At 70.1% G+C, this 25,953-nt stretch carries 27 protein-coding genes; 23 read left to right on the forward strand and 4 right to left on the reverse strand.

The window, feature by feature from the left end; genetic code table 11:
* A partial coding sequence (locus tag ACIPVN_RS15585) for a hypothetical protein (RefSeq protein WP_400444730.1) occupies positions 1–272 on the reverse strand: 272 nt, incomplete at its 3' end.
* 176 nt (positions 273–448) lie between these two features.
* Between ACIPVN_RS15585 and ACIPVN_RS15590 the strand changes: the two genes are divergently transcribed.
* Positions 449–1,894: a phytoene desaturase family protein gene (locus ACIPVN_RS15590; RefSeq protein ID WP_400444733.1), complete on the forward strand. Its 1,446-nt coding sequence runs from the start codon at positions 449–451 to the stop codon at positions 1,892–1,894.
* Between the two features lie 353 nt (positions 1,895–2,247).
* On the opposite strand, the gene ACIPVN_RS15595 is transcribed toward ACIPVN_RS15590, so the two are convergent.
* Complete coding sequence (locus tag ACIPVN_RS15595; RefSeq protein WP_400444736.1) at positions 2,248–3,189, reverse strand: LysR family transcriptional regulator; 942 nt, start codon at positions 3,187–3,189, stop codon at positions 2,248–2,250.
* 98 nt (positions 3,190–3,287) lie between these two features.
* On the opposite strand from ACIPVN_RS15595, the gene ACIPVN_RS15600 reads away from it, so the two are divergent.
* Positions 3,288–4,280: a DUF1852 domain-containing protein gene (locus ACIPVN_RS15600; RefSeq protein ID WP_400444739.1), complete on the forward strand. Its 993-nt coding sequence runs from the start codon at positions 3,288–3,290 to the stop codon at positions 4,278–4,280.
* Positions 4,281–4,300: 20 nt separating this feature from the next.
* The gene (locus tag ACIPVN_RS15605; protein WP_400444741.1) at positions 4,301–5,338 is read left to right on the forward strand and encodes a methionine synthase; all 1,038 of its coding nucleotides are present in this window, start codon (positions 4,301–4,303) and stop codon (positions 5,336–5,338) included.
* 37 nt (positions 5,339–5,375) lie between these two features.
* Here ACIPVN_RS15605 and ACIPVN_RS15610 read toward each other — a convergent pair whose 3' ends face one another.
* Positions 5,376–6,260, reverse strand: coding sequence for a DUF2510 domain-containing protein (locus ACIPVN_RS15610; protein ID WP_400444744.1), 885 nt, complete (start codon positions 6,258–6,260; stop codon positions 5,376–5,378).
* A gap of 336 nt (positions 6,261–6,596) precedes the next feature.
* Between ACIPVN_RS15610 and ACIPVN_RS15615 the strand changes: the two genes are divergently transcribed.
* Entirely contained in the window at positions 6,597–7,949 is a 1,353-nt protein-coding gene (locus ACIPVN_RS15615; RefSeq protein ID WP_247633887.1) for an MFS transporter, read from the forward strand.
* Between the two features lie 156 nt (positions 7,950–8,105).
* Here ACIPVN_RS15615 and ACIPVN_RS15620 read toward each other — a convergent pair whose 3' ends face one another.
* Complete coding sequence (locus tag ACIPVN_RS15620) at positions 8,106–9,116, reverse strand: LacI family DNA-binding transcriptional regulator (RefSeq protein ID WP_400444747.1); 1,011 nt, start codon at positions 9,114–9,116, stop codon at positions 8,106–8,108.
* Positions 9,117–9,314: 198 nt separating this feature from the next.
* On the opposite strand from ACIPVN_RS15620, the gene ACIPVN_RS15625 reads away from it, so the two are divergent.
* The 19 genes from ACIPVN_RS15625 to ACIPVN_RS15715 all read left to right on the forward strand — a co-directional run bounded on the left by ACIPVN_RS15625 (position 9,315) and on the right by ACIPVN_RS15715 (position 25,952).
* Complete coding sequence (locus ACIPVN_RS15625) at positions 9,315–10,085, forward strand: LamB/YcsF family protein (RefSeq protein WP_400444750.1); 771 nt, start codon at positions 9,315–9,317, stop codon at positions 10,083–10,085.
* Positions 10,082–10,804, forward strand: coding sequence for an allophanate hydrolase subunit 1 (locus ACIPVN_RS15630; RefSeq protein ID WP_400444753.1), 723 nt, complete (start codon positions 10,082–10,084; stop codon positions 10,802–10,804). The genes ACIPVN_RS15625 and ACIPVN_RS15630 overlap by 4 nt, the downstream gene beginning before the upstream one ends.
* Positions 10,801–11,829, forward strand: coding sequence for a biotin-dependent carboxyltransferase family protein (locus ACIPVN_RS15635; protein ID WP_400444756.1), 1,029 nt, complete (start codon positions 10,801–10,803; stop codon positions 11,827–11,829). Before ACIPVN_RS15630 ends, ACIPVN_RS15635 begins: the two co-directional genes overlap by 4 nt.
* Positions 11,826–12,617: an SDR family oxidoreductase gene (locus ACIPVN_RS15640; RefSeq protein WP_400444758.1), complete on the forward strand. Its 792-nt coding sequence runs from the start codon at positions 11,826–11,828 to the stop codon at positions 12,615–12,617. The genes ACIPVN_RS15635 and ACIPVN_RS15640 overlap by 4 nt, the downstream gene beginning before the upstream one ends.
* 31 nt (positions 12,618–12,648) lie before the next feature.
* A complete protein-coding gene (locus ACIPVN_RS15645; protein WP_247633893.1) occupies positions 12,649–13,335 on the forward strand; it encodes a 4-carboxy-4-hydroxy-2-oxoadipate aldolase/oxaloacetate decarboxylase in 687 nt (228 codons plus the stop codon).
* Positions 13,332–14,564 (forward strand): aspartate transaminase, encoded by a 1,233-nt coding sequence (locus tag ACIPVN_RS15650; RefSeq protein ID WP_400444761.1) that lies wholly within the window; start codon positions 13,332–13,334, stop codon positions 14,562–14,564. Before ACIPVN_RS15645 ends, ACIPVN_RS15650 begins: the two co-directional genes overlap by 4 nt.
* On the forward strand, positions 14,561–15,625 hold the full coding sequence (locus tag ACIPVN_RS15655; RefSeq protein ID WP_400444764.1) for a D-2-hydroxyacid dehydrogenase: 1,065 nt from the start codon (positions 14,561–14,563) through the stop codon (positions 15,623–15,625). Before ACIPVN_RS15650 ends, ACIPVN_RS15655 begins: the two co-directional genes overlap by 4 nt.
* 16 nt (positions 15,626–15,641) lie before the next feature.
* A complete protein-coding gene (locus ACIPVN_RS15660) occupies positions 15,642–16,409 on the forward strand; it encodes a glucose 1-dehydrogenase (protein ID WP_247956860.1) in 768 nt (255 codons plus the stop codon).
* Positions 16,409–17,446 (forward strand): zinc-binding dehydrogenase, encoded by a 1,038-nt coding sequence (locus ACIPVN_RS15665; protein ID WP_400444768.1) that lies wholly within the window; start codon positions 16,409–16,411, stop codon positions 17,444–17,446. The genes ACIPVN_RS15660 and ACIPVN_RS15665 overlap by 1 nt, the downstream gene beginning before the upstream one ends.
* Positions 17,446–17,979: a gluconokinase gene (locus ACIPVN_RS15670; protein WP_400444771.1), complete on the forward strand. Its 534-nt coding sequence runs from the start codon at positions 17,446–17,448 to the stop codon at positions 17,977–17,979. The genes ACIPVN_RS15665 and ACIPVN_RS15670 overlap by 1 nt, the downstream gene beginning before the upstream one ends.
* Complete coding sequence (locus tag ACIPVN_RS15675; protein ID WP_400444774.1) at positions 17,976–18,704, forward strand: hypothetical protein; 729 nt, start codon at positions 17,976–17,978, stop codon at positions 18,702–18,704. Before ACIPVN_RS15670 ends, ACIPVN_RS15675 begins: the two co-directional genes overlap by 4 nt.
* Positions 18,705–18,761: 57 nt before the next feature.
* On the forward strand, positions 18,762–20,528 hold the full coding sequence (locus ACIPVN_RS15680) for a DHA2 family efflux MFS transporter permease subunit (RefSeq protein WP_400444777.1): 1,767 nt from the start codon (positions 18,762–18,764) through the stop codon (positions 20,526–20,528).
* Between the two features lies 1 nt (position 20,529).
* Complete coding sequence (locus ACIPVN_RS15685) at positions 20,530–20,985, forward strand: MarR family winged helix-turn-helix transcriptional regulator (protein ID WP_400444779.1); 456 nt, start codon at positions 20,530–20,532, stop codon at positions 20,983–20,985.
* 68 nt (positions 20,986–21,053) lie between these two features.
* Entirely contained in the window at positions 21,054–21,551 is a 498-nt protein-coding gene (locus ACIPVN_RS15690; RefSeq protein ID WP_400444782.1) for a MarR family winged helix-turn-helix transcriptional regulator, read from the forward strand.
* Between the two features lie 103 nt (positions 21,552–21,654).
* Positions 21,655–22,281 carry an MSMEG_1061 family FMN-dependent PPOX-type flavoprotein gene (locus tag ACIPVN_RS15695; protein WP_400444785.1) on the forward strand — a complete coding sequence of 209 codons (627 nt, stop codon included), beginning with the start codon at positions 21,655–21,657 and terminating at the stop codon, positions 22,279–22,281.
* The gene (locus tag ACIPVN_RS15700) at positions 22,282–23,226 is read left to right on the forward strand and encodes a PDR/VanB family oxidoreductase (protein ID WP_400444788.1); all 945 of its coding nucleotides are present in this window, start codon (positions 22,282–22,284) and stop codon (positions 23,224–23,226) included.
* 206 nt (positions 23,227–23,432) lie between these two features.
* On the forward strand, positions 23,433–23,804 hold the full coding sequence (locus tag ACIPVN_RS15705) for a thiol-disulfide oxidoreductase DCC family protein (protein WP_400444790.1): 372 nt from the start codon (positions 23,433–23,435) through the stop codon (positions 23,802–23,804).
* Between the two features lie 92 nt (positions 23,805–23,896).
* Positions 23,897–24,853: an ABC transporter substrate-binding protein gene (locus ACIPVN_RS15710; RefSeq protein WP_400444793.1), complete on the forward strand. Its 957-nt coding sequence runs from the start codon at positions 23,897–23,899 to the stop codon at positions 24,851–24,853.
* 7 nt (positions 24,854–24,860) lie between these two features.
* A complete protein-coding gene (locus ACIPVN_RS15715) occupies positions 24,861–25,952 on the forward strand; it encodes a FecCD family ABC transporter permease (RefSeq protein ID WP_400444796.1) in 1,092 nt (363 codons plus the stop codon).
* The last annotated feature ends 1 nt before the right edge of the window (position 25,953 follow it).

Here is a 25,953-nt window from a genome sequence, read left to right on the forward strand (position 1 = left end):
TCGTCTGTGGACGCATCGATCGAGTTCGACGCGACCGCTGATGCTTCCGCATCGACGGACCCGTCCGCGAACGTGAACGCTGCGGCGTCGGCTTCCGCTTCGGCGAAGGCTGACCCGGCTGCGAACACGGAAGCGTCCGCGAGCTCGGACTCGAACGCGTCGGCTTCGGCCGGTAGCGACGAGAATCCGTCCTCGCAGTCGTCGAGCAACGGTGGTTCGAGCAAGTCGGATGGCTCGCTGGCGATCACCGGAGGCGACGCAGCGACGGCCATGGGTATCGGTATCGGCGCCACCGCGCTGACCGTGCTCGGCCTGCTCACCGCGGTGCTCGGACGCCGCAAGAAGCGGGAGGTCGAGGTGGAGTAATCCCCTCACACCACCCAGGTAGGGCGGGAACCCTCGGGTTCTCGCCCTACCCCTCTTTTCACTCTCAGAAGGGCACAGCCGAATGCTTACCGCATCACAAGGCGTCGCCATCGTGGTCGGCAGTGGCCCCAACGGGCTCGCGGCTGCGCACGTGCTCAACGCCGCGGGCTATGACGTGACCGTGTATGAGGCGAACGACGTTCTCGGAGGCGGAGCGCGCGCGTCCGAGCCTCTCATCCCGGGGGTCGTGCAGGACCACTGTGCGGCAGTGCATCCACTGGCGCTGATCTCGCCCTCTCTCGCCGAGATCGCTCCGAATGTACAGTGGGCGCGCGCGCCGATCGAATGCGCCCACCCTCTCGAGGGCGGAGGCGCGGCGCTCCTCCATCAGTCGGTCGAGATGACCGCTCACGGCCTGAGCCGCGGAGGCCGGGCATGGCGTCGCATGTTCGGCCGTCCGTCTCGTCGATTCGATATCCTCGCGGAGGATCTATTCGCGCCGCCCGTGCATATGCCGAAGCATCCGTTCCTCTTCGCCCGTTTTGGTCTGATCGCTGCCGCCCCACCGAGCGTGATCGCGCGCCTCCTGCGCTCCGAATCCGCAAGAGCCCTCTATGCGGGGATCGCTGCGCACGCTTTCCAGCCCTTCTCCCGTCCGTTCTCGGGTGCCGTCGCTGCCGCGTTGCTGACCGCTGCGCATGGTGTCGGATGGCCCGTGGTGGTCGGGGGCACCTCGAAACTCACCGATGCGATCGTCGACTCGCTTCGTTCGCGGGGCGTGCGATTCGTCACGGGATGTCGGGTGCGAGACCGCGCGGAGTTGCCCCCGCACGATGTACTCCTGCTCGATGTGCACCCCGAGCAGGTGGAGGGCATCGTCGGCGGCGCCCTCCCGCCCCGCAGAAAGAAGCGCCTCCGCCGATTCCGGAACGGGCCCTCCGCCTTCAAAGTGGACTTCGTCGTCGACGGTGGGGTGCCGTGGGAGCACGCGACGGTGTCGCGCGCCGGAACGGTGCACGTCGGCGGATCGGCATCCGAGATCGCACGTGCGGAAAGGGAGATCGCCCGCGGACGGATGCCGGATCAGCCCTTCGTGCTCGTCGGTCAGCAGGACGTCGCCGACCCGAGCCGTCGTCGCGGCGAACTGGCGCCCGTCTACGCGTACGCACACGTCCCTCACGGCTACACGGGCGATGCGACGGAAGTGATCATCCAGCAGATCGAGCGGTTCGCCCCGGGGTTCCGGCAGCGGATCATGGCGCAGAGGAGCTACCCCACGATGGATCTCGCGCGTGAGAATCCCAATTTCGTCGGTGGCGACATCCTCACCGGAGCGAAGAACGTGTGGCAGCTCCTGTTCGGCCCCGCGGCACCCCTCGCGCCTTATGACGTCGGTGTCCCCGGCGTGTACCTCTGCTCCGCAGCGACGCCACCGGGACCGGGGGTGCACGGAATGTGCGGATACAACGCCGCTCATCGTGCACTCGCCGTCGCCCGTTCTCGCCGGCGCACCACGGTCGCGCTCTGAGGGCGGCCCTCGCGCATGCGGAGGGTGCGGAGCGTGGAACGGGGAGGGGCGCGAGGGGTGCGCCCCTCCCCGTCTGCCCGGCGACGGGGAGGACACCGGGCGCGATCCGGGGAGACCGCGACGGCCAGGGCCGTCACTATATGAACCTGCCCTGCCTCACTTCGTGACGCAGATCGGTCGAATGCCTCGTGGCGAGACGAAAGGGGGAGCGGCGGCGCCGCTCCCCCTTTCGATGGGAGGGATTCCCTGCCGGGATGGGGCCCGCAGGGGCCCGGCGGGGAGCGCCGGGCGGGTCTTTGACGACTTACCTCTTACACCCCGGCCGTCGTCGATCGTGACGCCGATCCGAAAGATCAGTCGATCAGCTCGACCCCGAACCCCGACACCACGGCCCGCAGCTCGTCGAGATACCGCTGCGCCTGTTCGGTGAGGGGGATCGCGGAGTGGCCGATCCATCCGATCTCGATGCGCTCGTCGATGTCGAGGGGGATCGCGGCGATGGACGGATCAAGGTCGTCGCTGATGATTCCCGTCGAGATCGTGTAGCCGTCGAGTCCGATCATGAGGTTGAAGATGGTGGCGCGGTCCGAGACGCGGATCTCCTGGGGGGTCGACAGGGTCGAGAGGATCTCCTCCGCGAAGTAGAACGAGTTGTTCGCGCCCTGGTCGAAGGTGAGCCGCGGGAAGCCGGCGAGATCGTCGAGGGTCACGCGGTCGCGGGCGGCCAAAGGGTTCCCCCGCGAGATGAAGATGTGCGGGTCGGCGAGGAAGAGCGGGCGGAAGGAGAGGCCCGAGTCGCGCAGCAGCTTGTCGATGACGCTGCGGTTGAAGTCGTTGCGATACAGGATGCCGATCTCGCTGCGCAGGGTGCGGACGTCTTCGATGATGTCCCACGTGCGGGTCTCGCGCAGCGAGAACTCGTACTCCGCGGCGCCGCTGGTCTTCACCATGCGCACGAACGCGTCGATCACGAACGAGTAGTGCTGTGCCGAGACGCCGAGCAGACGCCGCGACGGAGGCCGGCCGAGGTAGCGCTGCTCGAGCAGCTCCACCTGCTCGGTGACCTGACGGGCGTAACCCAGGAACTCCGCGCCGTCGGCGGTCAGCGTCACGCCGCGCGCCGATCGCAGCAGGAGGGTGCGACCGGCCCGCGACTCGAGGTCCTTCATCGCCGCCGACATGGTCGGCTGCGAGACGTAGAGCAGGTCGGCGGCCGCGCTGATCGAGCCCTCCGCCGCGACCTCGACGAAGTACTGGAGCTGCTGGAGGGTGATTCCGCTGGACGAGCGAGCCATAGGGAGAGCCTATATGGATGCATAGTTCGGGGTAGTTACCTGATAGTCGACGATCGGTTGCACGATGGGGGTATCCACTTCCAGCAGATGGGCCGCTCATGGCGAACGACTTCACGTTCCACATCACCACCACGCGCTTCGACGAGGACTACTCGCCGTCGGACGACTCGCGCATCACGACGAACTTCGCGAACCTCGCGCGCGGCGAGCACCGTCAGCAGAACCTGCGCAACGCGCTCACGATGATCGACCGACGTTTCAACGACCTCGCCCACTGGGACAACCCGACCCGCGACCGCTACACGCTCGAGCTCGAGATCGTCTCGGCCGGGCTGGAGTTCACCGCCGAGGGCGAGGATAAGCGTTTCCCGCTGCTCGAGGTGCTCGACATCACGATCGTCGACCGTCTGACCGGGCGCCGCCACCACGGGATCGTGGGCAACAACTTCTCGTCCTATGTGCGCGACTACGACTTCAGCGTGCTGCTGCCGGCCGTGACCGAGGCGGCGGGCACGTTCACACTGCCCGACGACTTCGGCGGTCTGCACGGGCGGCTCTTCCGACGCTTCCTCGCCTCGGAGGCGTACCGCGAGCGCTTCACGACCTCTCCGGTCATCTGCATCAGCGTCTCGACCAGCAAGGAGTACCGCCGCTCGGAGAACCACCACCCGGTGCTCGGTGTCGAGTACCTTCAGGACGACCACTCGCTGACCGACGAGTACTTCGGACGGATGGGGCTGCAGGTTCGGTACTTCATGCCTCCCGGGAGCGTGGCGCCGCTGGCGTTCTACTTCGAGGGCGACCTGTTGAACGACTACACCGACCTGCAGCTCATCGGCACCATCGCGACGATGGAGACGTTCCAGAAGATCTACCGTCCGGAGATCTACAACGCCAACTCGGCGGCGGCGAGCATCTACCGTCCGAGTCTCGGTCAGAACGACTACTCGTCGACCCAGATCGCCTACGACCGCGAGGAGCGCAGCCAGCTCGCGCTCGCGCAGGGCAAGCACACCGAGGAGCACTTCATGAAGCCGCACGGCGAGGTGCTCGCTCAGTGGGCCGCCGGCTACCCGGTCGCGGCCGCGTGACCCGCGGAGCATCATCCGATATGAACACGCTTCTTCCCACCTCGATCGTCGGCAGCCTTCCGAAGCCCTCGTGGCTCGCGCAACCGGAGACCCTCTGGTCGCCCTGGAAGCTCGAGGGCGACGCCCTGGCCGAGGGCAAGCAGGACGCCCTGCGCAGCGCCGTGCAGGAGCAGACCCGGCGCGGAATCGATGTCATCAGCGACGGCGAGCAGACCCGCCAGCACTTCGTCACGACGTTCATCGAGCATCTCAGCGGCGTCGACTTCGATCAGCGTGAGACCGTTCGCATCCGCGACCGCTACGACGCGAGCGTGCCGACCGTCGTCGGTGCCGTCAGCCGGGAGAAGCCGGTGTTCGTCGACGACGCGCGCTTCCTCCGCCAGCAGACCGATCGGCCGATCAAGTGGGCCCTGCCCGGCCCGATGACGATGATCGACACGCTCTCCGACCGCCACTACCGCAGCCGCGAGAAGCTGGCCTGGGAGTTCGCGACCATCCTCAACCAGGAGGCGCGGGAACTCGAAGCCGCGGGCGTCGACGTCATCCAGTTCGACGAGCCCGCGTTCAACGTGTTCTTCGACGAGCTCAAGGACTGGGGCGTCGCGACGCTGGAGCGGGCCGCCGAGGGCCTGCGCGCCGAGACCGTCGTGCACATCTGCTACGGCTACGGAATCAAGGCCAACAACGACTGGAAGGCCACGCTCGGGGAGGAGTGGCGCCAGTACGAGGAGTCGTTCCCCCTGCTGCAGCGGTCGATCATCGACACGGTGTCGCTGGAGCGCGCGAACTCGCACGTGCCGCTCGACCTCATCGAGCTCATCCGCGGCAAGAAGGTCATGCTCGGCGCGATCGACGTGTCGAGCACGACCGTCGAGACGCCCGAGCAGGTCGCCGACACCCTGCGCGACGCGCTCGCCTTCGTCGACGCCGACAAGCTCGTGCCGAGCACGAACTGCGGCATGGCGCCCCTGCCGCGTGACGTCGCACTCGGCAAGCTCAGTGCGCTCAGCGCGGGGGCGGCGCTGCTCCGCGACGAGCTGTCGGCAGGGCGGGACTGAGGGCGGGACTCAGAGCCGCGGTCTCAGGGCCGCGGACTCAGGGGCGCGCGGGTGCCGACGACGGGAGCCATCCGTGCGGAGGCTCGGCGGGCGGCAGGAGCAGCCGGGCCTGGTAACGGTTCATGGCGATCACGACGGCACCCAGAGCGGCGAAGAGCACGCCGCCGATCGCCATGACCCATCCGACGACCGGCGACACGTAGTCGGAGGGGTTGTTCGCGCCGATGACGATGAACACGATCCCGACGACCACGACGAGCGCCGCGAGCGCGAACACTCCGATCGCGGTGACGCGCAGAGCAGCCAGTGATCGCGCCGCGTGGAAGGTGGGGCGGATGCCGAAGCGGGAGTTCGTGTACTCGGCCCAGCGCGCGCCGGTCCACCACCGGCTCGTCGTGCCGGTGATCGGGTACCAGCCGGCGCCGGGGCCCTCCTGCTCGCCGGGGAGCGGGCGGACGATGTCGAGCATCAGCGGCGCCGATGTCGGCACCGGGATGCGGAGCACGATCGTCGTCTGGATCGCGATGCCGAACCACAGCGCCGCGACGAGCATCAGCGGGAATCCTGCGAAGGACACCCCGGGCGTCACCATGCCGAGCACCAGCTGCACGCTCGCCAGCGCGAGGAAGACGACGCCGAGGGCCCAGGTGAAGCCGACCTGCTCCGTGTTGCCCCAATCGGTGCCCGGAGTGCCGTCCGCGCGGAACCGTAGGCCGGTCCACTTGCGGCCGTCCCACCAGCGCGGGGGGCCTGCGGGGGTGGCGTACCACCCGGGCACGGGGCCGGCCGGTGCCGCCGACGGCTGCGCCGGTGCCGCGACCGCAGCGGGAGCATCCACTTCATGCGGTGTCCACTGCGTGCCGTCCCACCAGCGCACGCGCCCCGGCGTGCCCGCGTCGTACCATCCCGGTGCTGCGTTCATGAAGCGACCCTCCCCGTCGGCTGTGGCGGTTCGAGCGTAACGTCTCGACGCTCTCGCCCGCCCCGCACGCCGAGCCCGAACGCAGGCAAACCATGGCAAATCTCGTGGCAAGTTCGTGACGATCACATGACGTACCCTTCGAAAAAGCGCGGTATCACAAGGGTCCCGTGGCACATCTGTGGCACATCGCTTGTCTTGCCGGATCGGCGATCCATACAGTTCCTTCAAGCGAGCGAAAGCGCCGCCCATGAATCAGCTAGCGGACCCGCGCACCCCCGACATCGGCGCCTGACGCTCGATCGTGGTACCTGTTGAGAGTCCGCCAATGGAGGCGAAATGACGAATACTGCAATCCCCAAGAAGACGCCCGCGAAGGCGGCCATCGCTTCCTGGGTCGGCACGACCCTGGAGTACTACGACTTCGCCGTCTACGGCACGGCCGCAGCGCTCGTGCTCAATCAGCTGTTCTTCCCTCCTGAGCTCCCCGAGGGCGTGCGCGTGCTGCTCAGCATGATGACGCTCGCGGTCGGCTACGTGGTCCGCCCGCTCGGCGCCTTCATCCTCGGCCCGCTCGGCGACCGCTTCGGCCGCAAGTTCGTCATGATGCTGACGCTGTTCGGCATCGGCATCTGCACGTTCATCATCGGCTGCCTGCCGACCTTCGAGCAGATCGGCGTCCTCGCCCCGATCCTGCTGGTGGTCATCCGCATCATCCAGGGCCTGTCGGTCTCGGGTGAGCAGGCCAGCGCGATCTCGATGAGTCTCGAGCACGCGTCCGACAACCGCCGCGGCTTCACGACGAGCTTCGTCACGAGCGGTTCCGCCTCGGGTGGCCTGCTCGCGACCGCCGTCTTCATCCCCTTCGCGGCGCTGCCGACGGAGGACCTTCTCGGCTGGGCCTGGCGCATCCCGTTCTGGCTCTCGGCGGTCGTCGTCGTGGTCGCGTACCTCATCCGCCGCAACCTCGAAGAGCCGCCGTCGTTCGTCGAGACCCAGGCGATCAAGGCGCAGCTGCCGCCGATCAAGCAGGTGCTGCGCTTCCACTGGCGCACGATCATCCGTGTCGCTGCCTGCGCCATGATCGCCGGCGTCAGCTACCTGTTCGCGACGTTCTCGGTCGCGTTCGCGACCACCGGATACGGCCTCGACAAGTCGACCATGCTCTGGGTGCCCGTGCTCGCCAGCCTGCTCGCCCTGCTCTACACACCGTTCGCCGGGTACATCTCCGACCTCATCGGACGCAAGACGGTCTTCATCATCGGAGCCGTGGGCGCCGGTGTCACGACCGTGCCGTACCTGTGGGCGATCAGCGAGGGCAACTGGCCGCTGATCTTCACCCTCGGCATCCTCTGCAACGGGTTCTTCTACTCCACGGCCAACGCCGCGTGGCCCGCGTTCTTCGCCGAGATGTTCCCGAACCGCGTCCGTGTCTCGGGTCTCGCGGTGGGCACGCAGATCGGCTTCGCGATCGCCGGTGCCATCGGCCCGGTGGCGTCGACGGCGCTCGCCGGAGAAGACCTGCAGAACTGGTTCGGACCGGCCCTCCTCGGGCTGGGACTCATGGCGATCGCCGTGATCGCGGCGCTCACCGCGAAGGAGACCCGTCGCTACTCGCTCGACGAGGTCGACGACGTGCAGCAGACCCAGAAGGAGAAGGACGCGGTCACCGCGTCGATCCTCGTCCCCTGACGACGGATGCCTCGAAGGGCCCGGGATGCTTCGGCATCCCGGGCCCTTCGTGCGCCCGGGAAGCGGCGAGGGGTCAAGACACGCCGCGCCGCGGCAGTTGTTCAGGGCGTGTCTTGACCCCTCACGGAGAAAAGAAGGAGCGGGAGGGAGCGGGCGTCAGGCCTTACGGGGGCCGGTGGATGCCCGCACCGTGAGGTGCGCCGAGATGTGGTCGATGCGGTCGGAGCGATCGCGGGTCGCGAAGCGGCCGATCAGCATGTCGACCGCGGCGCGACCGGCGCTCTCACCCGGCGAGGTGACGGTGGTCAGCGGCGGATGCGAGAACGACGAGCCGAAGATGTCGTCGCAGCCGACCACGCTGAGGTCGTCGGGGATCGAGACGCCGAGCTGGCGGAACCGGTCGAGCGCCCCGATCGCGAGCACGTCGTTGAAGAAGATGCAGGCGGTCGCGCGGGTGAGCACGACGGCATCCGCTGCGGCCGCCCCGTTCGCGAGGGTCACGTGGTAGCGGCCGACGGCGACGAGGTCGACGCCGTCCTCCTCGGCGGCAGCCGTGATCGCGTCGAAGCGCGTGCCGTCGGTCCAGGAGCCGTGCGGGCCGCGCACGTAGGCGATGCGGGTGTGTCCGAGCGAGTGCAGGTAGTGCACCGCCTGCGCGAGGCCGGCGGGGGTGTCGATCACGACGCCGGAGAGCCCGGGGGACTGGCGGTTGATCACCACCGTCGGCGCGATCTGCGCGACCGCGCGCAGGGCCTCGTCATCGATGCGCGGCGACGATACGACGATGCCGTCGACGGTGCGGGCGAGCTCGCGCAGCCACTGCTCCTCCATCGGCAACGACTCCTCGGTGCTGACGAGCAGGTGCAGGTAGCTCGCCGCCCGGATCTGCGCCTGAGCGCCCCGGGTCACGTCGAGGTTGAACGGGTTGGTGAGGTTCGGGAGCACGAGTGCGATCGTGCCGCGCGCGAGGCGGTTCTCGGCGGCGGGCAGGAGCGCCGAGGTGTAGCCCATCTCCTGCGCCTTGCTGGTGATGCGCTCGTACATCACCGGGCTCACGCGGTTGGGGTTCGAGAGGGCGCGCGAGACCGTCGAGGGGGCGACGCCGAGCGCCTCGGCGATCTCGGTGAGGGTGACGCGGCGCTGCACGCGGCGGGCGGGAACGGCCATGGCTCGATGGTAGCGAAGCGGCGTCGTCATCGGTACCCGTTGCTGGCACGGATTTTGCCAACGGACCAAACCGGATGCCCGATAATCACGGGATTCGAGCGAGGTATCCGGCACGGAAGCGGCACGATCCTGCACCCTCCGGTGCCGACCGTCCTAGCCTTTTCCCGACGGCGGAATCGACGACGAGAGGAGCTGGCGATGACCCGCAGGATCGACCTGGTCGCTGACCTGGGTGAGGGCTTCGGCCCGTGGCGGATGGGCGACGACGCCGCCCTCCTCGACGTGCTCACCTCGGCCAACATCGCGTGCGGCTTCCACGCCGGCGACTCGCAGATCATGGACGAGACCGTCCGCGCCTGCGGGCAGCGCGGCGTCGGCATCGGCGCCCACCCCTCGTTCCCGGATCTGCAGGGCTTCGGGCGTCGCGACATGGGCCTCACGGCCGACGAGGTGCGCACCGACGTGCTCTACCAGTTCGGCGCGCTGCAGGCGATCGCCGCCTTCCACGGCACACAGGTCACCCACCTCGCCCCGCACGGCCGGCTCGGCAACCTCGTCGCGGTGCGCGAGGACTACGCGGATGCCGTCGCCACCGCCGCCGCACGCCTCGACCCCGAGCTCATCGTGCTCGCCCAGGACGGCAAGCTCGCCGACGCCGCCCGGGCCGCGGGTCTGCGCGTGGGCATCGTCGGCATCGCCGACCGCGCCTACGAGGACGACGGCACCCTGGTGCGCCGCACCGAGCCCGGCGCCGTGATCCACGACGCCGAGGAGATCCGTCGGCGCACCGTGCGGATGGTCGTCGACGGCGTGATCGAGAGCCGCAACGGCGTGCTCATCCCCGTCGCCTGCGACACGGTGCTCGTGCACGGAGATACCGACGGCGCGGTGGAGCTCGCCCGCCAGATCCGCGCGGGCCTCGAATCGGCGGGCGTCGAGGTCGCCCCGCTCGCGGACTGGCTGGAGTGAGCGACCCCATGTCATCGGCATCCGTCGTCATCTCGCCCAGCGGCAACTCCGCGCTGCGCGTCGCCAGCACCCTCGCCGACCGCGAAGTGGGCTGGCGCCTCGTGCACCACCTGGCCCGTTTCGTCGACGCGGCCCACGTGCCCGGCGTCGAGTGCGTCATCCCCACCTACGACGCGGCGCTGATCGAGATCGATCCCGCCGAGGTGTCGCTCGAGCGTCTCGGCGAGTACCTCGCGCATGTGGTCGACAGCCTCGATCACGACCGCCCGCTCACCGACAGCCCGCGCACCTTCGACGTGCCGGTGCTCTACGACACTGTCGGCGAGCTCGACCTCCGCACCGTCGCCGATGCCCAGGGCCTCAGCGTCGCCGACGTCATCCGCCTGCACTCCGAACCGACCTACGTGGTGCGCTGCCTCGGTGCTCCCGGCGGCTCGCCCATGCTCGACGGCCCGCCGTTCCCCCTGCCCGTTCCGCGTCTCGCGAGCCCGCGGGCGCACGTGCCGCAGGGCGTGGTGTCGGTCGCCGGACGCCAGGCGACGATCACCCCGGCCGCGGCCCCGGGCGGCTGGCCGCTCATCGGGCGCACGCCGCTCGTCGTGCTCGACCTCGCGGCCGAACCGTTCGTGCCCTACGAGCCCGGCGACCTGATCCGCTTCCGCGCGATCGATCAGGCGGAGTACGACGCACTGCTCGGCACCCGGATGGTGGCGCTGTGAACGCCGGGGCGGGGAACGCGGATGCGGTGAACGCCGGGGCGCTGACGGTCATCGAGGCCGGATCCACCCAGGTCACCGACCTCGGGCGGCGCCGGGGTCCCCGCTTCGGCGTGCCGGTCAATGGCGCCCTCGATCAGCGCTCGGCCCGGATCGCGAACATCCTCGTCGGCAACCCCGAGACCGCCCCGGTGCTCGAGATCACCGCTCTCGACGCCGAGTTCGTCGCCGACATCGACATCCTCATCGCGGTCTCCGGCGCCGACGGGCACCTCACCGTCGACGGCGTCGGCCGGCCCACGAACCAGCCGGTCTCGGTGCGCGCGGGCGAGGCGATCGCCCTGCGGCAGATCCAGGGCGGATTGCGCTCCTACCTCGCGGTGCGCGGGTCGTTCGACGTGCCCCAGCTGCTCGGCAGCTGCGCTCCCGACTCGGTGCTCGGCTTCGGCGGGCGCCTCGTGGTCGGCGAGCGGATCGCGCTGCGCACCGCCACGGCGCCGGTCTTCAACGCGCACTTCACGGCCGAGCTCTACGACCTCGACGTGCCGCGTCTGCCCACGGGCTTCATCGTCGACGTCACCGACGGCCCCGACCTCGACGACTTCGCGGGTACCGCCGACCGACTGTTCGCCCAGCCCTATCTCGTCACCCCGAAGAGCAACCACATCGGGTTGCGCATGACGGGGCCGCTGCCCGAGCGGCGGACACAGGGCGAGGTGCTCTCGCGCGGCGTTCCCGTGGGGGCGGTCGAGGTTCCGCCGGGCGACGAACTGCTCGTGCTGCACCGCGGGCGGGGCGTCACCGCCGGGTACCCGGTGCTCGCGGTCGTCACCTCCGGCTCGCTCGACGTGCTCGCCCAGGTGCGCCCGGGGCAGCACCTCCGCTTCCGGCGCCTCTCGGCATCCGATGCCGCGGCCCGTGCCCGCTTCGAGCTCGTCGAGCTCGAAGCGCTCCGCCTTCGCGTCCGCTCCGTCTTCGACGCGCTGGACGCCCTCTCCACAGCCACCACCGGAAGGACCCTCCTATGACTTTCTCCGACTACCGCACCGCCGTCGTCACCGGCGCGACGAGCGGCGTGGGCCGCGGCGCGATCGACCTCTTCCTCGCGAAGGGTCTCACCGTGCACGCGATCGCCCGCGACGAGCAGAGGCTGGCGGCCCTCGCCGAGAAGGGCGTGATCACCCACGCGCTCGACGTGCGCGACACCGCCGCCCTCACGCGTGCGCTCGACGGGGTCGAGGCCGACATCGTGCTCAACAGCGCCGGTGTCAGCCGCGCGGGAAACATCCTCGACGCCTCGGCCGACGACCTCGACGACCTCGTCGAGGTCAACCTCACGGCGGTCATGCAGATCCTGCGCCTGCTCTACCCGGGCATGGTCGAGCGCGACCGCGGCCACGTGCTCAACATCTCGTCGATCGCCGGGCACTACAACTTCTTCGGCCACACGGCCTATCACGCGACCAAGGCCGCCGTGCACCAGCTGTCGCGCCAGCTGCGCAACGACGCCCTCGGCAAGCGGGTGCGCGTCACCGAGCTGAGCCCGGGCCGCATCGAGACCGAGATCTTCTCGCGCAACCTGGGCGGCACGCCCGAGACGGATGCCGCCGCCTGGGCGACCTACTACGAGGGCTTCGAGTCGCTCACGGTCGACGACATCGTCGCGGCCATCGACTACGCGGTCGACGCCCCCTCGCACGTGAACATCGGGCTCATCGAGCTCATGCCCACCTTCCAGGTGCCCGGAGGACTCACCTTCGACCGCCGCGACGCCGAGCTCGTGGAGTCCGCAGCGACCGCCGCGAGCGCCGAGTAAACGAGAACGCAGAGTAAAGAGGAACGACACCATGGTTCACGTCACCACCAAGATCGAGCGCGCCGAGGCATCCGACATCGCCCGTCTGGGCGAGTTCACCGCCGCGACCATCCACGAGGCCCAGGGCCGCCGCGGCGCACTGAACTCGAACATCACGCCCATCGACCGAGACATGTCGTTCGTCGGCTCGGCGTTCACGGTCGTCTGCGCCCCGCGCGACAACCTCATGCTGCAGGTCGCCATCCACTACGCGCAGCCCGGCGACGTGCTCATCGTCTCGGCGGGCGAGTTCGCCGAGGCCGGCATGTTCGGCGACGTGCTCGGCAACGCCTGCAAGGCCAAGGGCATCGCGGCGCTCGTCACCGACGCCGGTGTGCGCGACACGCAGGAGCTGCGCGAGCTGGGTCTGCCCGTCTTCTCGGGCAGCGTCTCGATCAAGGGCACGGTCAAGGAGACCCTCGGGGCGCTCAACCAGCCCGTCGTCTTCGCGGGCGAGCTGATCCGCCCCGGCGACATCGTCAAGGGCGACGCCGACGGCATCGTCGTCGTGCGCCGCGAAGAGGTGCGCGAGGCGGCCGAGCTGTCGGCGGCGCGCGACGCGCACGAGGCCGAGCTCATCACGAAGTACTGGGCCGGCGGCACGACCATCGAGCTGTGCAACCTCACCGAGGTGCTCAAGGCCAAGGGCCTCACCTCCGACATCGAGGACGCATCGTGACCGCGAGCACCGAGACCCCCGCGTCGTCGTTCCGCGCCGCCGAGCGCCTCGGACGCATCAAGCCCTCGCCCAGCACGGCGGCCGCGGCACGCGTGCGCGAGCTGAAGGGTCAGGGGCGCAGCATCCTCGACCTCACCGTCGGCGAGCCCGACTTCGACACCCCCGCGCACATCAAGCAGGCCGCGATCGCGGCCATCGAGGCCGGCGAGACCAAGTACACGCCCGTGAACGGTACGCCGCGGCTGCGCCAGGCGATCCGCGGTGCGCTGCAGCGCACGCACGGCATCGAGTACTCGGATGCCGAGATCACGGTCGGCGGCGGAGGCAAGCAGGTCATCTTCCTCGCGCTCATGGCGACGGTGGATGCCGGCGACGAGGTGCTCATCCCCGCGCCGTACTGGGTGTCGTACCCCGACATGGTGCGCGCGAACGAGGGAACCCCCGTGATCGTGCCGACGTCGGCCGAGAACGGCTACAAGCTCACGGCCGCGCAGCTCGAGGCCTCGATCACCGACCGCACGACCTGGCTGATCCTGAACAGCCCGGGCAACCCGAGCGGTGCGATCCACACCGCGGAGGAGCTGTCGGCCCTCGCCGAGGTGCTGCGCCGCCACCCCGCGGTGTCGGTGCTCTCCGACGAGATCTACAGCGAGATCTCGTTCACGGGCACCCCCGCCCCGAGCCTCGCCGCGGTCGCCCCCGACCTGCGCCACCGCGTGCTCGTGGTGTCGGGCGTCTCGAAGTCGTACGCGATGACGGGCTGGCGCCTCGGCTATGCGGCGGGCGACCCCGCCCTCGTCGGTGCCATCAACACGCTGCAGTCACAGACCTCGTCGTGCCCGTCGTCGATCAGCCAGGCCGCCGCGGCCGCCGCGCTCGAGGGTCCGCAGGACTTCATCGCCGAGTCGGTGCCGGTGTACCGCGAGCGTCGCGACGTCGCGGTGGCGGGTCTCCGCGCGATCGACGGACTCACCCCGCTCGTGCCCGACGGCGCGTTCTACCTCTACGTCGACTGCGCGGGACTCATCGGCCGCACCACCTCCGAGGGAAAGGTGCTCGCCGACGACCAGGACATGACGTTCTACCTGCTCGATCAGGCCGGCGTCGCCGTGATCCAGGGTTCCGCCTACGGCAGCTCGCCCTTCTTCCGCATCTCGTTCGCGACCGACCTCGGCACCATCACCGCCGCGGTCGAGAAGATCGCCGAAGCCGTGGCGGCGCTGCGATGAGCGACGCCACGGCCAGCAACCGCCTGCGCGTCGTCGTCGCCGCGCCCCTCTCCCCCGAGCTGTGCGACCTGCTGGTCGCCCGCGAGCCTCGCATCGACCTCGTCGTCGATCAGACGCTGCTGCCGCCGATGCGGCATCCCGCCGACTTCTCCGGCGACCCGTCGTTCCGTCGCACGCCCGAGCAGCAGGCCGCCTACGAGGCGCTGATCGACTCGGCCGAGGCGCTGTACGGCATCCCCGACGTCGACCCCGCCGCCCTCGCCCGCGCGGTGCGCGCCAACCCGGCACTGCGCTGGGTGCACACGATGGCGGCCGGTGGCGGCGGTCAGGTGCGCGCCGCGCAGCTCACCGACGACGAGCTACGGCGGGTGACCTTCACGACCTCGGCCGGTGTGCACGGCGATGCGCTCGCCGAGTTCGCGGTGTTCGGCGTCTTCGCCGGCGCCAAGCACCTGCCCCGGCTGCAGCGCCAGCAGCGCGAGCGCGAGTGGAGCGGCCGCTGGGTCATGTCGCAGGTCGCCGACCAGACGGTGCTCGTGCTCGGTCTCGGCGGCATCGGGCAGGCCGTCGCACGCCAGCTCGCCGCCCTCGGCACGACGGTGATCGGCACCTCGCGCAGCGGGGCATCCGTTCCGGGCGTCTCGCGCGTCATCCACCCGGACGACGTCGCCGAGGTGCTGCCCGAGGTCGACGCGGTCGTGGCGACCCTGCCCGGCACCGACGCCACGCACCACCTCGTCGGCCGCGACTTCTTCGCCGCGCTCCGCCCGGGCGCGACGCTCGTCAACGTCGGACGCGGCACCGTCATCGACGAGGGTGCCCTGCTCGAGGCGCTCGACGCCGGAACCGTGGGTCTCGCCGCGCTCGACGTGTTCGAGGTCGAGCCGTTGCCGTCGGACAGCCCCCTGTGGTCGCACCCCGACGTGCTGGTGAGCCCGCACACCGCGGCGCTCGACGCCCGAGAAGACGGGCGCATCGCCGAGCTGTTCGCCGACAACGCCACCCGCCTCCTCGACGGCACGCCACAGCGCAACGTCGTCGACACCATCGAGTTCTACTGATCGGGACGGAGCATCCATGAGCACCCCCTTCGACCTCACCGGGCGTCGCGCCCTGGTCACCGGTTCCAGCCGCGGAATCGGACTCGCGATCGCGCGCTCGCTACTCGAGGCCGGCGCCCACGTCGTCGTGCACGGGCGCGACACCTCCACGGTGGGCGAGACGGCGGACGCCCTCGCCCGGGACTTCGGAGCGGATGCCGTCTCCACGGCTGTCTTCGACGTCACCTCCGAGGAGGCCGTGATCGACGGCATCCGCGGGATCGAGGCCGCCGGCCCCCTCGACATCCTCGTCAACAACGCGGGCCTGCAGCACCGGGAGCCGCTGCTGGAGGTGAGCCTCGAGAACTGGGAGCGCGTCATCCGCACCGACCTCACCAGCGCCTTCCTCGTCGGGCGCACGGCCGCCCGTGCGATGGTGGCGCGGGGGAGCGGTGCGATCGTCAACATCTGCTCAGTGCAGACCGACCTCGCCCGCCCGACGATCGGGGCGTACACCGCCGCGAAGGGCGGGCTGCGCAACCTCACCAAGGCGATGACGGCGGAGTGGGCGGGCAGCGGCGTGCGCGTCAACGGCGTGGCCCCCGGGTACATCCGAACCGAGCTCACGCAGGCGCTCGTCGACGACCCCGCGTTCAACTCCTGGGTGCTCGGACGCACCCCGGTCGGGCGCTGGGGCGAGCCGGAGGACATCGGCGGTGCCGTGGTGTGGCTCTCGTCGGACGCCTCGCGCTTCGTGTCGGGCCAGGTCGTCTTCGTCGACGGCGGAATGACGGCGGTCGTCTGATGGCCGCCGCGCTCCACGCCGTCGTGATCCACGAGGCCGGCGACCTGCGCATCGACCCGATCGCCGAGCCCGTGCCCGCCCCCGACGAGGCCGTGATCGACATCGTCTACGGCGGCATCTGCGGGTCCGACCTGCACTACTGGAAGCACGGAGCCGCGGGGGAGTCGATCCTGCGCGCGCCGATGGTGCTCGGGCACGAGGTGGTCGGCGTGGTCCGGCGGGCCGCCGCCGACGGCAGCGGCCCGTGGGAGGGTGCGCGCGTCGCCGTGCATCCCGCGACTCCGGCGCAGGAGCACGTCCGGCATCCGATCGACCGCCCCAACATCGCGGGCGGCGGGTACCTCGGCTCGGCCGCGCGCTTCCCGCACCGCGACGGCGCGTTCGCCCACCGGGTCGCGATGCCCACGCGGATGCTGCGCACTCTCCCCGAGGGGATCGACCTGCAGGAGGCGGCGCTCATCGAGCCCGCCAGCGTCGCCTGGCACGCCGTCAACCGGATCGGCGACGTCTCCGACCTCTCGGCGCTCGTCGTCGGATGCGGTCCGATCGGACTGCTCGCGGTCGCGGTGCTCAAGGCCCGAGGTGCGCGGCACATCACCGCCGTCGATCTGCACGAGCGCCCGTTGCGCATCGCTCGGGAGCTCGGGGCCGATGTCGTGCTGCAGCAGCCCGATGCCGCCGACGTCGCGGCGATCGACGCCGACGTGGTGATCGAGTCGTCCGGCAGTCCGCAGGGACTCGACACCGCGATCCGTGGTGCCGCCCGTGGCGGCGTGGTCGCGATGGTGGGGCTGTTGCCCAGCGGTCCGCAGCCCGTGCAGGTCGCGCTCGCGATCGCCCGCGAGCTCGATCTGCTCGGCTCGTTCCGCTTCAGCGACGAGATCGACGAGGTGATCGCGGCGCTCGCCGACGGCACGCTGCGCATCGCGCCCGTGATCAGCCACGTCAAGCGCTGGCGATCCGCCGTTGACGCCTTCGCGACCGCCGCCGATCCGACGGTGTCGAGCAAGGTGCTTCTGCAGTTCGGGAAGGCGTGATGACCGTGCTGACCGCCTCCCGTCCGCTCGTCGTGGTGATGGGCGTCGCCGGCTCCGGCAAGTCGACCGTCGGTGCCGCCCTGGCCGACCGGCTGCGGCTGCCGTTCGGCGACGCCGACGACCTGCATCCGTCTGCCAACGTCGAGAAGATGTCGCAGGGCATCCCGCTCACCGACGAGGATCGCGCCCCCTGGCTCGACGCCGTCGGCGAGGAGGTCGCCCGGCACCGCGTACCGGGGCTCGTGATCGCCTGCTCCGCGCTCAAGGTCGCCTACCGCGACGTGCTGCGCGCGCACGCGCCCGAGGTGTTCTTCCTGCACCTCGAGACCACCAAGCGCGTGCTCGCCCAGCGGATGCTGGTGCGCTCCGAGCACTTCATGCCGCTCGCGCTCCTCGACTCGCAGCTCGACACCCTCGAGCCTCTCGCGGGCGATGAGACCGGATTCGCGATCGACGCGCGGCGCAGCGTCGACGAGATCATCGGTGCGGCAGAACGGGTGCTCCGAGCCGAACCGGCCGCCCGACGGTCATGAGCGGGCGCGCGGTCTGGGTATCGGCGCCGCACGGCAGCGTCGCCGGTTACGAGGCGGGATGCCGCACCCGGGCGATGTGCCCGATGGGGCCCGACTCCGACATCCTCACGTGCGCCGAGGCGGCGCTGCGGCGGCGCGGCGACTACCGGTTGGCGCGCATGCCGCTCGATCAGCCCGTGCCGCGCTCGGGCGACGTCGACGAGGTCGTCGTCTCGCCGGGCGGTGTGCGCGAGGTGCACGGCACGCCCTGGGGCTATGCCCGCGGATGCCGCGACCCGCAGTCGTGCCCGAACCGGCGTCTGGGCGCGGTGACTTGCGCCGAGTCGCGTCGTCGCTACGTGCACGACTACGTCTCGCGCCGGGCGGCGGGGGAGGGGGCGCCGATCGATCACGGCACCCCGAACGGTTACTTCATGGGATGCCGTGACCGGCGCCTGTGCCCGCGCGGCGATGACGGCGTCTCGTGCGCCGAGGCCCGGGCCGAGCATCGACGCAGCCTCGCCCGCGCGGCCGGAGTCGCGCCGCGGGCCGAGACCCTCGACTCCGGGGCGGCGGCCGCGCGCATCCGCGACCTGCGCTCGCGCGGCTGGTCGTTGCGGCGGATCGCGGCGGCGACGGGGTGCGGACGCACGACGATCGCGGAGCTCGCCGTGGAGGACGGCCCGGTACGGCGTCGGGTCACCGCCGACACCCTGCAGCGGATCCTGGGGGTGGCCGCGGGGTAGATCGCAGGGCGGGTGGTTGCATCCCGTCAACAGTTGCGCTTTTGCAACTAACGGCGTATGGTTGACACTTATCAACTTTCTACGCTGGAGCGTTCCCCTGTGACAACCATCTCTTCACCCGCGCACGACACCGTGCGCTCACCGCGCGAGGTCTTCACCGCGATCTCCGGGCTCGTCGTCGGCATGTTCGTCGCCGTGCTCTCGGGCACCGTCGTGTCGACCTCGATGCCGGTCATCATCGCCGACCTCGGCGGCACGCAGTCCCAGTACACCTGGGTCATCACCGCGAGCCTGCTCGCCACCGCCGTCTCCACCCCGATCTGGGGCAAGCTGGCCGACCTCGTCGACCGCAAGATCCTCGTGCAGATCTCGCTCATCCTCTTCACGGCCGGCACCGTGATCGCCGGATTCTCGACCGACACGAACATGCTCATCGCGGTGCGCGTCATCCAGGGCATCGGCGTCGGCGGCCTCATGTCGCTCGTCATGATCGCGGTCGCCCTCATCATCTCGCCCCGTGAGCGCGGTAAGTACATGGGCGTCGTCGGCGGCATCATGGCCCTCGGCACCATCGGCGGCCCGCTGCTCGGCGGACTCCTCACCGACGTGTGGGGCTGGCGCTCGAACTTCTTCGTCGGCGTGCCGTTCGCGCTGCTCGCGCTCGTGCTGCTGCAGTTCACGCTGCACCTGCCCAAGCCGCAGCGCGACAGCAAGGTCTCGATCGACTACTTCGGCATCGTCCTGCTCGCGGTCGGCGTCTCGACCCTCCTCATCTGGGTCTCGATGGGCGGCAGCCAGTTCGAGTGGAACTCGTCGACGAGCATCATGCTCGCCGTCATCGCGGGCGTCGCGATCGCCGCGTTCATCACCGTCGAGTTCTTCGTCAAGGAACCGATCGTGCCGATGTCGCTGTTCCGCAACCGCACCTTCACGCTCTCGGTCGTCGCGTCGATCGCGATCGGCGTCTCGATGTTCGCCACCTCGGTGTTCCTCGCGCAGTACTTCCAGCTCGCCCGTGGCGCCACGCCGACCGAGTCGGGTCTCATGACGATCCCGATGATCATCGGCCAGATGGGGGCGTCGATCATCATCGGTCAGCTCGTCAGCCGCTTCGGCAAGTGGAAGGGATGGATGCTCACGGGCTCCGTGCTCACCACGATCGGTGTGAGCCTGATGTCGACGCTGCGCTACGACACCCCGTTCCCGCTGGTCGCCGTGTACATGTTCGTGCTCGGGGCGGGCCTCGGCATGGTCATGCAGAACCTCACGCTCATCGTGCAGAACGACACGGCCCCGCAGCAGCTGGGTGCGGCCTCGTCGAACGTGAACTTCTTCCGCACGATCGCCGGCACCATCGGCGTCACCGTCATGGGTTCGCTGCTCTCGACGAGCGTCGCCGGGTACATGACCGACTCGCTCAAGGGCTTCACCCCGACCACGCCGGAAGAGGTCGAGGCTCTGCAGCACCTCGCCTCGGGTGACGTGCCGAAGGTCACGCAGCTGCCCGACACGATCCGCGCGATCGTCGAGGGTGCCTACGGCCACGGCATCGCGGATGCCTTCATCATCGCCATCCCGCTCGCCGTCATCGCCGTCATCGCGATCGCGTTCCTCAAGAACAAGCCACTGTCGACCAAGAACGCCGCCGAGCAGCTGCGCGAGCAGGCCGAGGAATCGGTGCTCGAGGTCTCGGAGGCCGAGGTCGGTGCGACGATGTCGACCGGTGCGATCCGCATCTCGGGAACGGCATCCGCTTCTTCGTCTTCTCCGTCGACGGGGCCGGTGACCGTGCTCGAACGCGAGGACCGGGAGTCGAGGGGCTGAGATGATCGGCTCGGATGCCGTCGCATCGCTCGACGTGGAGACCGCGCTGGGCGATCTGCAGACGCACCTCAACCTCATCTTCGCCCGCACGCGGACGCTGTGGCGGGAGTCCGCCGCCCGCATCTCGCCCGAGTTGCAGGTGGGCGGCTACAAGCTGCTGACCTTCATCGATCGAGCCGGCTCCGTCAGCGCGCACGAGCTGGCGGAGCGGTTCGAGATGGACAAGTCGGTGGTGAGCCGCCAGGTGCGGATGCTCGAGGACCTCGGTCTGATCGAGTCCCGCCCCGACGACCGCGACGGACGCCTGCGGGTGCTGACGGCGACGCCGTCGGCCTGCGCGGCGCTCGCCGAGCTGCGCCGCGACCACGGGGTGCGGCTGCGCGCGGTGGTCGCCGAGCTCACCCCCGAGGAGATCCACGCGGCATCCAAGGTCTTCCGGCTGCTGTCGGAGGTGTGACACGGAGTGTCTGACACGAAGCCCCGTCGCGTGTTCCGCGGCGGGGCTTCGCCGTTAGGCTGGCGACCATGAGCGCCTCGACCGACGACCCCGCCCGCGAGGGCGAGCCCGCCGCGCAGGCCGCCGCCCATTCCGGAAGCGTCGACATCGACCAGGCCGTCTCGCGCGTCGAGCACGAGCTGGGGCGTCTCTTCGCCCGCATCCGGGTGAGCTGGCGGGAGGCCGCGACCACCGTGCACCCCGACCTCCAGCCCCTCGGCTATCAGGTGCTCACGTCGATCGCGACGGGCAAGGCGACCTCGGCCGGCGCGATCATCGAGCGCCTGCAGACCGACAAGTCGGCGGTCAGCCGCCACGTGCGCCAGCTCGAGCAGTTGGGACTGGTCGAGAGCGTGCCCGATCCCGACGACCGCCGGGCCCGCGTGCTGGTCGCGACCGAGCTCGCGCAGGAGCGGGTCGCGCTGGCCCGCTCACGCTACGAGGCGCGCCTCGCCGAGCGGCTGCGCCGCTGGTCGGCCGAGGACCTCGATCGGTTCACGGAGCTGCTCGCGGCCTTCGGCGACTGAGGCCAGCCCCCGTCATCGAGGTGGGCCCTCAGCACAGCCGACGGGGGTGACGCTGTGACGCGGCGACGGTGACCCGCGGCATCCGCCTGGATAGCCTGGAGGGATGGAGCGCCTCGATTTCCCCGCCGTCGACCTCGCGTACCTCCGGTCGACCCTGGGCGAACCCGAGGCGCCGACCACGCAGAAGATCACGGACTACCTCGACGAGAACTGCCTGACCTTCCTCGCGCACTCGCCGTTCTGCACCCTGGCGACGTCGGATGCCGCGGGCAACTGCGACTCCTCGCCGCGGGGCGACTACCCCGGCTTCGTCCGGGCGCTCGACCCGCGCACGGTCGTGATCCCCGACCGCCTCGGCAACAAGATCGCCGACTCGATGACGAACATCATCGACAACGGACACATCGGGCTGCTGTGCTTCGTGCCGGGCATGACCGAGACCCTCCGCATCAACGGCACCGCCACGGTCACGAACGACCCCTCGCTGCTGGCGATGCTCGAGCAGGATCACGCGGTTCCCGATCTCGCGATCGTCGTGCGCACCGAGCAGGTGTACCTGCACTGCGGTCGTGCGCTCGTGCGGGCAGGATTGTGGGACGCCGAGATGCAGGACCTCGCCGACGAGGTCCCGACCTCGGGCAAGATCTGGGCGAGCATGTCGGGCTTCGATCCCTCGGTCGGCGACGTGATCGACGACGCGATGGCCGGCGCCTACCGGAACCTGTACTGAATGCGCTCCCGGGAGGGTTTGCTGCCCCTGGTCGTCACCGAGGTCGTGCGCGAGACGCCCTCGATCGTCAGCATCCGCCTGGCCGCGTCGGATGGTGCCGTGCTGCCGCCCTGGCAGCCCGGCGCCCACGTCGACGTGCAGCTCATCACACGGCACGAGCGCCAGTACTCGCTGTGCGGCGACCCCGCCGATGTGCACGGGTACCGGATCGCCGTGCTGCGCGAGGAGTTCTCGCGCGGGGGATCGCACTACATCCATTCGTTCCTGCGCGTCGGGAGCCGGGTGTGGGTGCGTCCGCCGCGAAACCTCTTCGCGCTGGCGGATGCTCCGGCGTACCACCTGCTCGCCGCGGGCATCGGCATCACGCCGATCCTGGCGATGGCGCGGCACCTGGCCGCCGAGGATGCCGACTGGCGGATGACGTACCTCGTGCGTCGGCGCGAGGACGTGGCCTTCGCCGACGATCTGGCCGCCCTCGGCGATCGGGTCTCGATCCATGTCGGCACCGAGGCCGGTCGCCTCGACCTGGGCGTGCTCTACGCGGGCCTCGCACCCGGCACCGCGGTCTACGCCTGCGGACCTCAGCGCTTCGTCGACGCGCTCGACGACCTCGCGGCTGCCCTGCCCGGTGGCGCGAGCCTGCACGTGGAGCGCTTCGAGCCGAAGCCGCGCGAGTTCCGGCCGAACGAGCCGTTCACCGTGGTGTGCGCGGGCAGCGACACCACGGTCGAAGTGCCCGCGGAGCGCTCGATGCTCGGAGCGTTGCAGGCAGCGGGCGTGCCGCTCGAGGGCTCGTGCCTGCGCGGCATCTGCGGCTCCTGCGCGGTGACCGTGCTCGACGGCGTCCCGGAGCATCGGGACTCGCTCACGGGCGACGACGCGTCCATGACGATGTACCCGTGCGTCTCGCGGGCGCTGTCGCCGACGCTCGTGATCGATGCCTGAGGCATCGGGTCTCGCCTCCGCGCCGCCTCCCCGATGGGCGGAGAACTCCGTGTCTGGCGGACATTCCGGGCGCGCGCATCCGCCCGACGCCGAGAACTCCGCCCGACGCCGAGAACTCCGCCCGACGCGGGGGCCTCTCAGCCCGAAGCCGGCGGTTCGCAGGCCAGGGTTTGAGAACCTGCGGGAGCTGTGGTGGGGTCGGAGGCATGCGCTCGCGACCCGTGCTCGTCTTCGACGGTGACTGCGGGTTCTGCACGACCGCGGTCGGTGTGCTCGAGAAACGACTCGCGCGGTTCCCCGATGCTCAGCCGTGGCAGTGGCTCGACCTCGGCGACCTCGGCCTGAGCGAGCACGACGTCACGCACTACGTCTGGCTGATCGCGGGGGAGCGGCGGTTCCGCGGACACGCGGCCTTCGCGGCGCTGCTGCAGATGCAACCGTCCTGGGGCATCCGATTCATCGGGCGGATGCTGGTGACCCCGCCGCTCTCGTGGGCTGCAGCGCTCGGCTACGCCCTGATCGCCCGATTCCGTCACCGCCTGCCGGGCGGCACCGCCGCCTGCGCCCTCCCGCGCTGACACGCCCGGGGGCCAACTTAGGATTACCTACCCTAACTAGATTTTTGCTACGGTCGAAGGGCTCCCCTTCCTTCGACAGATTGGTCTTCGCCGTGCTCCGCCGGTCCTCTCTCGCTGCCCTCGTCGCCGCCTCCGCCCTGCTCCTCGCCTCGTGCGCCTCGACGGGAGACGCCGCGGAGCAACCGGAATCGGGGGAGGGCGTCACGCTCGAACACCCCTCGCTCGACGGGCTGTCGATCGACTTCGCCGCGCAGCCCGAGAGCATCGTGATGGACTGCTACGCCTACAGCTCGCTGCACGAGTACGGCATCGAGCCCGTCGCCCTCTTCGGCTACGAGTGCGACAACCCGTTCGTGATGGGCGACGCCGACATCTCCGACATCCCGAAGATCGGCGCCGACGGCGAGATCGACGTCGAGAAGCTCGCCGAGCTGCGCCCCGACGCGATCATCGGCCAGGGCACCGCCGACGGCTGGCAGTGGTTCGACGAAGACGTGAACGCGCAGATCACCCGCGTCGCGCCGTTCGTGCCGCTGCCCGGCAGCGAGACGATCGACGCTCGCATCGCCGACACCCGCACGATCGCCGCCTTCTTCGGCGCCGACGTCACCTCCGACGCCATCGTGCAGTCGGACGCCGACCTCGACGACGCCAAAGAGGCCTTCCGCGCGGCGATCGCCGACAACGGCCTGAACATCATGCTCGCGAGCCCCGCGAAGGAGATGCTCTACACCGGGGTCGGCTTCGCGCAGGCCGAGTTGCTCGAAGAGCTCGGCGCGACCATCGTCGGCGCCGACGCGCCCGAGACCGGCAACCCGTGGGGGCAGGTCGCGTGGGAGGATGCCTCGACCTACCCGGCCGACGTCCTGCTCATCGAGGGCTACGGCGACGACTTCTCCTTCACCGCCGACCTGTGGGACGCCCTGCCCGCCGTGCAGGCCGACCAGCTCGGCGCCTGGAGCTCGAAGGGCGCCATGACGGCCGCGACGTACGCCGTTTGGCTGAACGACGTCGCCGATCTCGTGTCGTCGTCGACGAAGGTCTCCTGACCGTCGGATGAGCCCGCAGCCTGCGGCATCCGGGCCCGCCCCGAACACACTCGTGTCCGGGGCGGACCCGCGTCCGCCCTCGCCCCGTTCCTCCACCCGCCCTTCCGCCGGTCGACGCTGGGCCGGTCTCGTACCGCTCGCGGTCCTCTGCCTCGCGGCCCTGGCCGCCAGCATGCTCGTCGGCTCTCGCGCCGTTCCACCGGCCGAGGTGATCCATGCCCTCCTGCACCCGGATCCCGCGGACGCGATCTCTCAGACCGTCTGGTTCTCACGTGTTCCCCGCACCGTGCTCATCCTCGTCGCGGGGGCGGCGCTCGGCGTGGCCGGGGCGCTCATGCAGGCCGTCACCCGCAACCCCATGACCGACCCCGGCATCCTGGGGGTGAACGCGGGCGCCTCGCTCGCGGTCGTGGTGGGGCTCGCGTTCTTCGGCATGGCCGACATCTCGCAGTACATGTGGTGGTCGTTCGCGGGGGCGATGATCACCTCGGTGCTCGTCTTCGTGATCGGCAACACGGGGACCGCCCGCGGCAACCCGGTACGCATGACCCTCTCGGGTGTGGCGCTGGGCGCGGTGCTGATGGGCTTCTCGTCGGCAGTCCTGCTGACGCACTCCGAGATCCTCGAGAAGATGCGCGGCTGGTCGGCGGGCACCACGGCCTCCCAGCCGCTCGAGGCGACGCTCGCGATCGTGCCGTTCATCGTCGTCGGTCTCGTCATCGCCCTGCTCAGCTCGCGCTCCCTCGACGTGCTCTCGTTGGGCGAGGCATCCGCTGTGGCGATGGGGGCGCATCCGAACCGCATCCGTCTCGTCGTGCTCGTCGCGATCGCCCTGCTCGCCGGCGGCGCGACGGCCGCGGCCGGGCCCATCGGCTTCCTGGGGCTGCTCGCCCCGCATCTCGCACGCATGGTCGTCGGCCCGCACCAGGGGTGGATCCTGGCGTACTCGGTGCTCATCGCGCCGACCGTCATGGGATTCGCGGATGTGCTCGGCCGCGTCACCACGGCCGGCGAGGTGCCGGTGGGCGTGGTGACCGCGTTCATCGGCGCGCCCGTGCTCATCTACATGGTGCGGCGCTTCCGCGTCTCGGAGGTGTGAC

This window comes from Microbacterium sp. NPDC090003 (assembly GCF_044748385.1).
Classification (GTDB): Bacteria; Actinomycetota; Actinomycetes; order Actinomycetales; family Microbacteriaceae; genus Microbacterium.

What these genes read in the sequence shown, in the direction of transcription:
- ACIPVN_RS15590 (WP_400444733.1), top strand. Translation starts at nt 449, where the DNA reads ATGCTTACCGCATCACAAGGCGTCGCCATCGTGGTCGGCAGTGGCCCC.
- ACIPVN_RS15595 (WP_400444736.1), bottom strand. Translation starts at nt 3,189, where the DNA reads ATGGCTCGCTCGTCCAGCGGAATCACCCTCCAGCAGCTCCAGTACTTC.
- ACIPVN_RS15600 (WP_400444739.1), top strand. Translation starts at nt 3,288, where the DNA reads ATGGCGAACGACTTCACGTTCCACATCACCACCACGCGCTTCGACGAG.
- ACIPVN_RS15605 (WP_400444741.1), top strand. Translation starts at nt 4,301, where the DNA reads ATGAACACGCTTCTTCCCACCTCGATCGTCGGCAGCCTTCCGAAGCCC.
- ACIPVN_RS15610 (WP_400444744.1), bottom strand. Translation starts at nt 6,260, where the DNA reads ATGAACGCAGCACCGGGATGGTACGACGCGGGCACGCCGGGGCGCGTG.
- ACIPVN_RS15615 (WP_247633887.1), top strand. Translation starts at nt 6,597, where the DNA reads ATGACGAATACTGCAATCCCCAAGAAGACGCCCGCGAAGGCGGCCATC.
- ACIPVN_RS15620 (WP_400444747.1), bottom strand. Translation starts at nt 9,116, where the DNA reads ATGGCCGTTCCCGCCCGCCGCGTGCAGCGCCGCGTCACCCTCACCGAG.
- ACIPVN_RS15625 (WP_400444750.1), top strand. Translation starts at nt 9,315, where the DNA reads ATGACCCGCAGGATCGACCTGGTCGCTGACCTGGGTGAGGGCTTCGGC.
- ACIPVN_RS15640 (WP_400444758.1), top strand. Translation starts at nt 11,826, where the DNA reads ATGACTTTCTCCGACTACCGCACCGCCGTCGTCACCGGCGCGACGAGC.
- ACIPVN_RS15645 (WP_247633893.1), top strand. Translation starts at nt 12,649, where the DNA reads ATGGTTCACGTCACCACCAAGATCGAGCGCGCCGAGGCATCCGACATC.
- ACIPVN_RS15655 (WP_400444764.1), top strand. Translation starts at nt 14,561, where the DNA reads ATGAGCGACGCCACGGCCAGCAACCGCCTGCGCGTCGTCGTCGCCGCG.
- ACIPVN_RS15660 (WP_247956860.1), top strand. Translation starts at nt 15,642, where the DNA reads ATGAGCACCCCCTTCGACCTCACCGGGCGTCGCGCCCTGGTCACCGGT.
- ACIPVN_RS15665 (WP_400444768.1), top strand. Translation starts at nt 16,409, where the DNA reads ATGGCCGCCGCGCTCCACGCCGTCGTGATCCACGAGGCCGGCGACCTG.
- ACIPVN_RS15670 (WP_400444771.1), top strand. Translation starts at nt 17,446, where the DNA reads ATGACCGTGCTGACCGCCTCCCGTCCGCTCGTCGTGGTGATGGGCGTC.
- ACIPVN_RS15675 (WP_400444774.1), top strand. Translation starts at nt 17,976, where the DNA reads ATGAGCGGGCGCGCGGTCTGGGTATCGGCGCCGCACGGCAGCGTCGCC.
- ACIPVN_RS15680 (WP_400444777.1), top strand. Translation starts at nt 18,762, where the DNA reads ATGGTTGACACTTATCAACTTTCTACGCTGGAGCGTTCCCCTGTGACA.
- ACIPVN_RS15685 (WP_400444779.1), top strand. Translation starts at nt 20,530, where the DNA reads ATGATCGGCTCGGATGCCGTCGCATCGCTCGACGTGGAGACCGCGCTG.
- ACIPVN_RS15690 (WP_400444782.1), top strand. Translation starts at nt 21,054, where the DNA reads ATGAGCGCCTCGACCGACGACCCCGCCCGCGAGGGCGAGCCCGCCGCG.
- ACIPVN_RS15695 (WP_400444785.1), top strand. Translation starts at nt 21,655, where the DNA reads ATGGAGCGCCTCGATTTCCCCGCCGTCGACCTCGCGTACCTCCGGTCG.
- ACIPVN_RS15700 (WP_400444788.1), top strand. Translation starts at nt 22,282, where the DNA reads ATGCGCTCCCGGGAGGGTTTGCTGCCCCTGGTCGTCACCGAGGTCGTG.
- ACIPVN_RS15705 (WP_400444790.1), top strand. Translation starts at nt 23,433, where the DNA reads ATGCGCTCGCGACCCGTGCTCGTCTTCGACGGTGACTGCGGGTTCTGC.
- ACIPVN_RS15715 (WP_400444796.1), top strand. Translation starts at nt 24,861, where the DNA reads ATGAGCCCGCAGCCTGCGGCATCCGGGCCCGCCCCGAACACACTCGTG.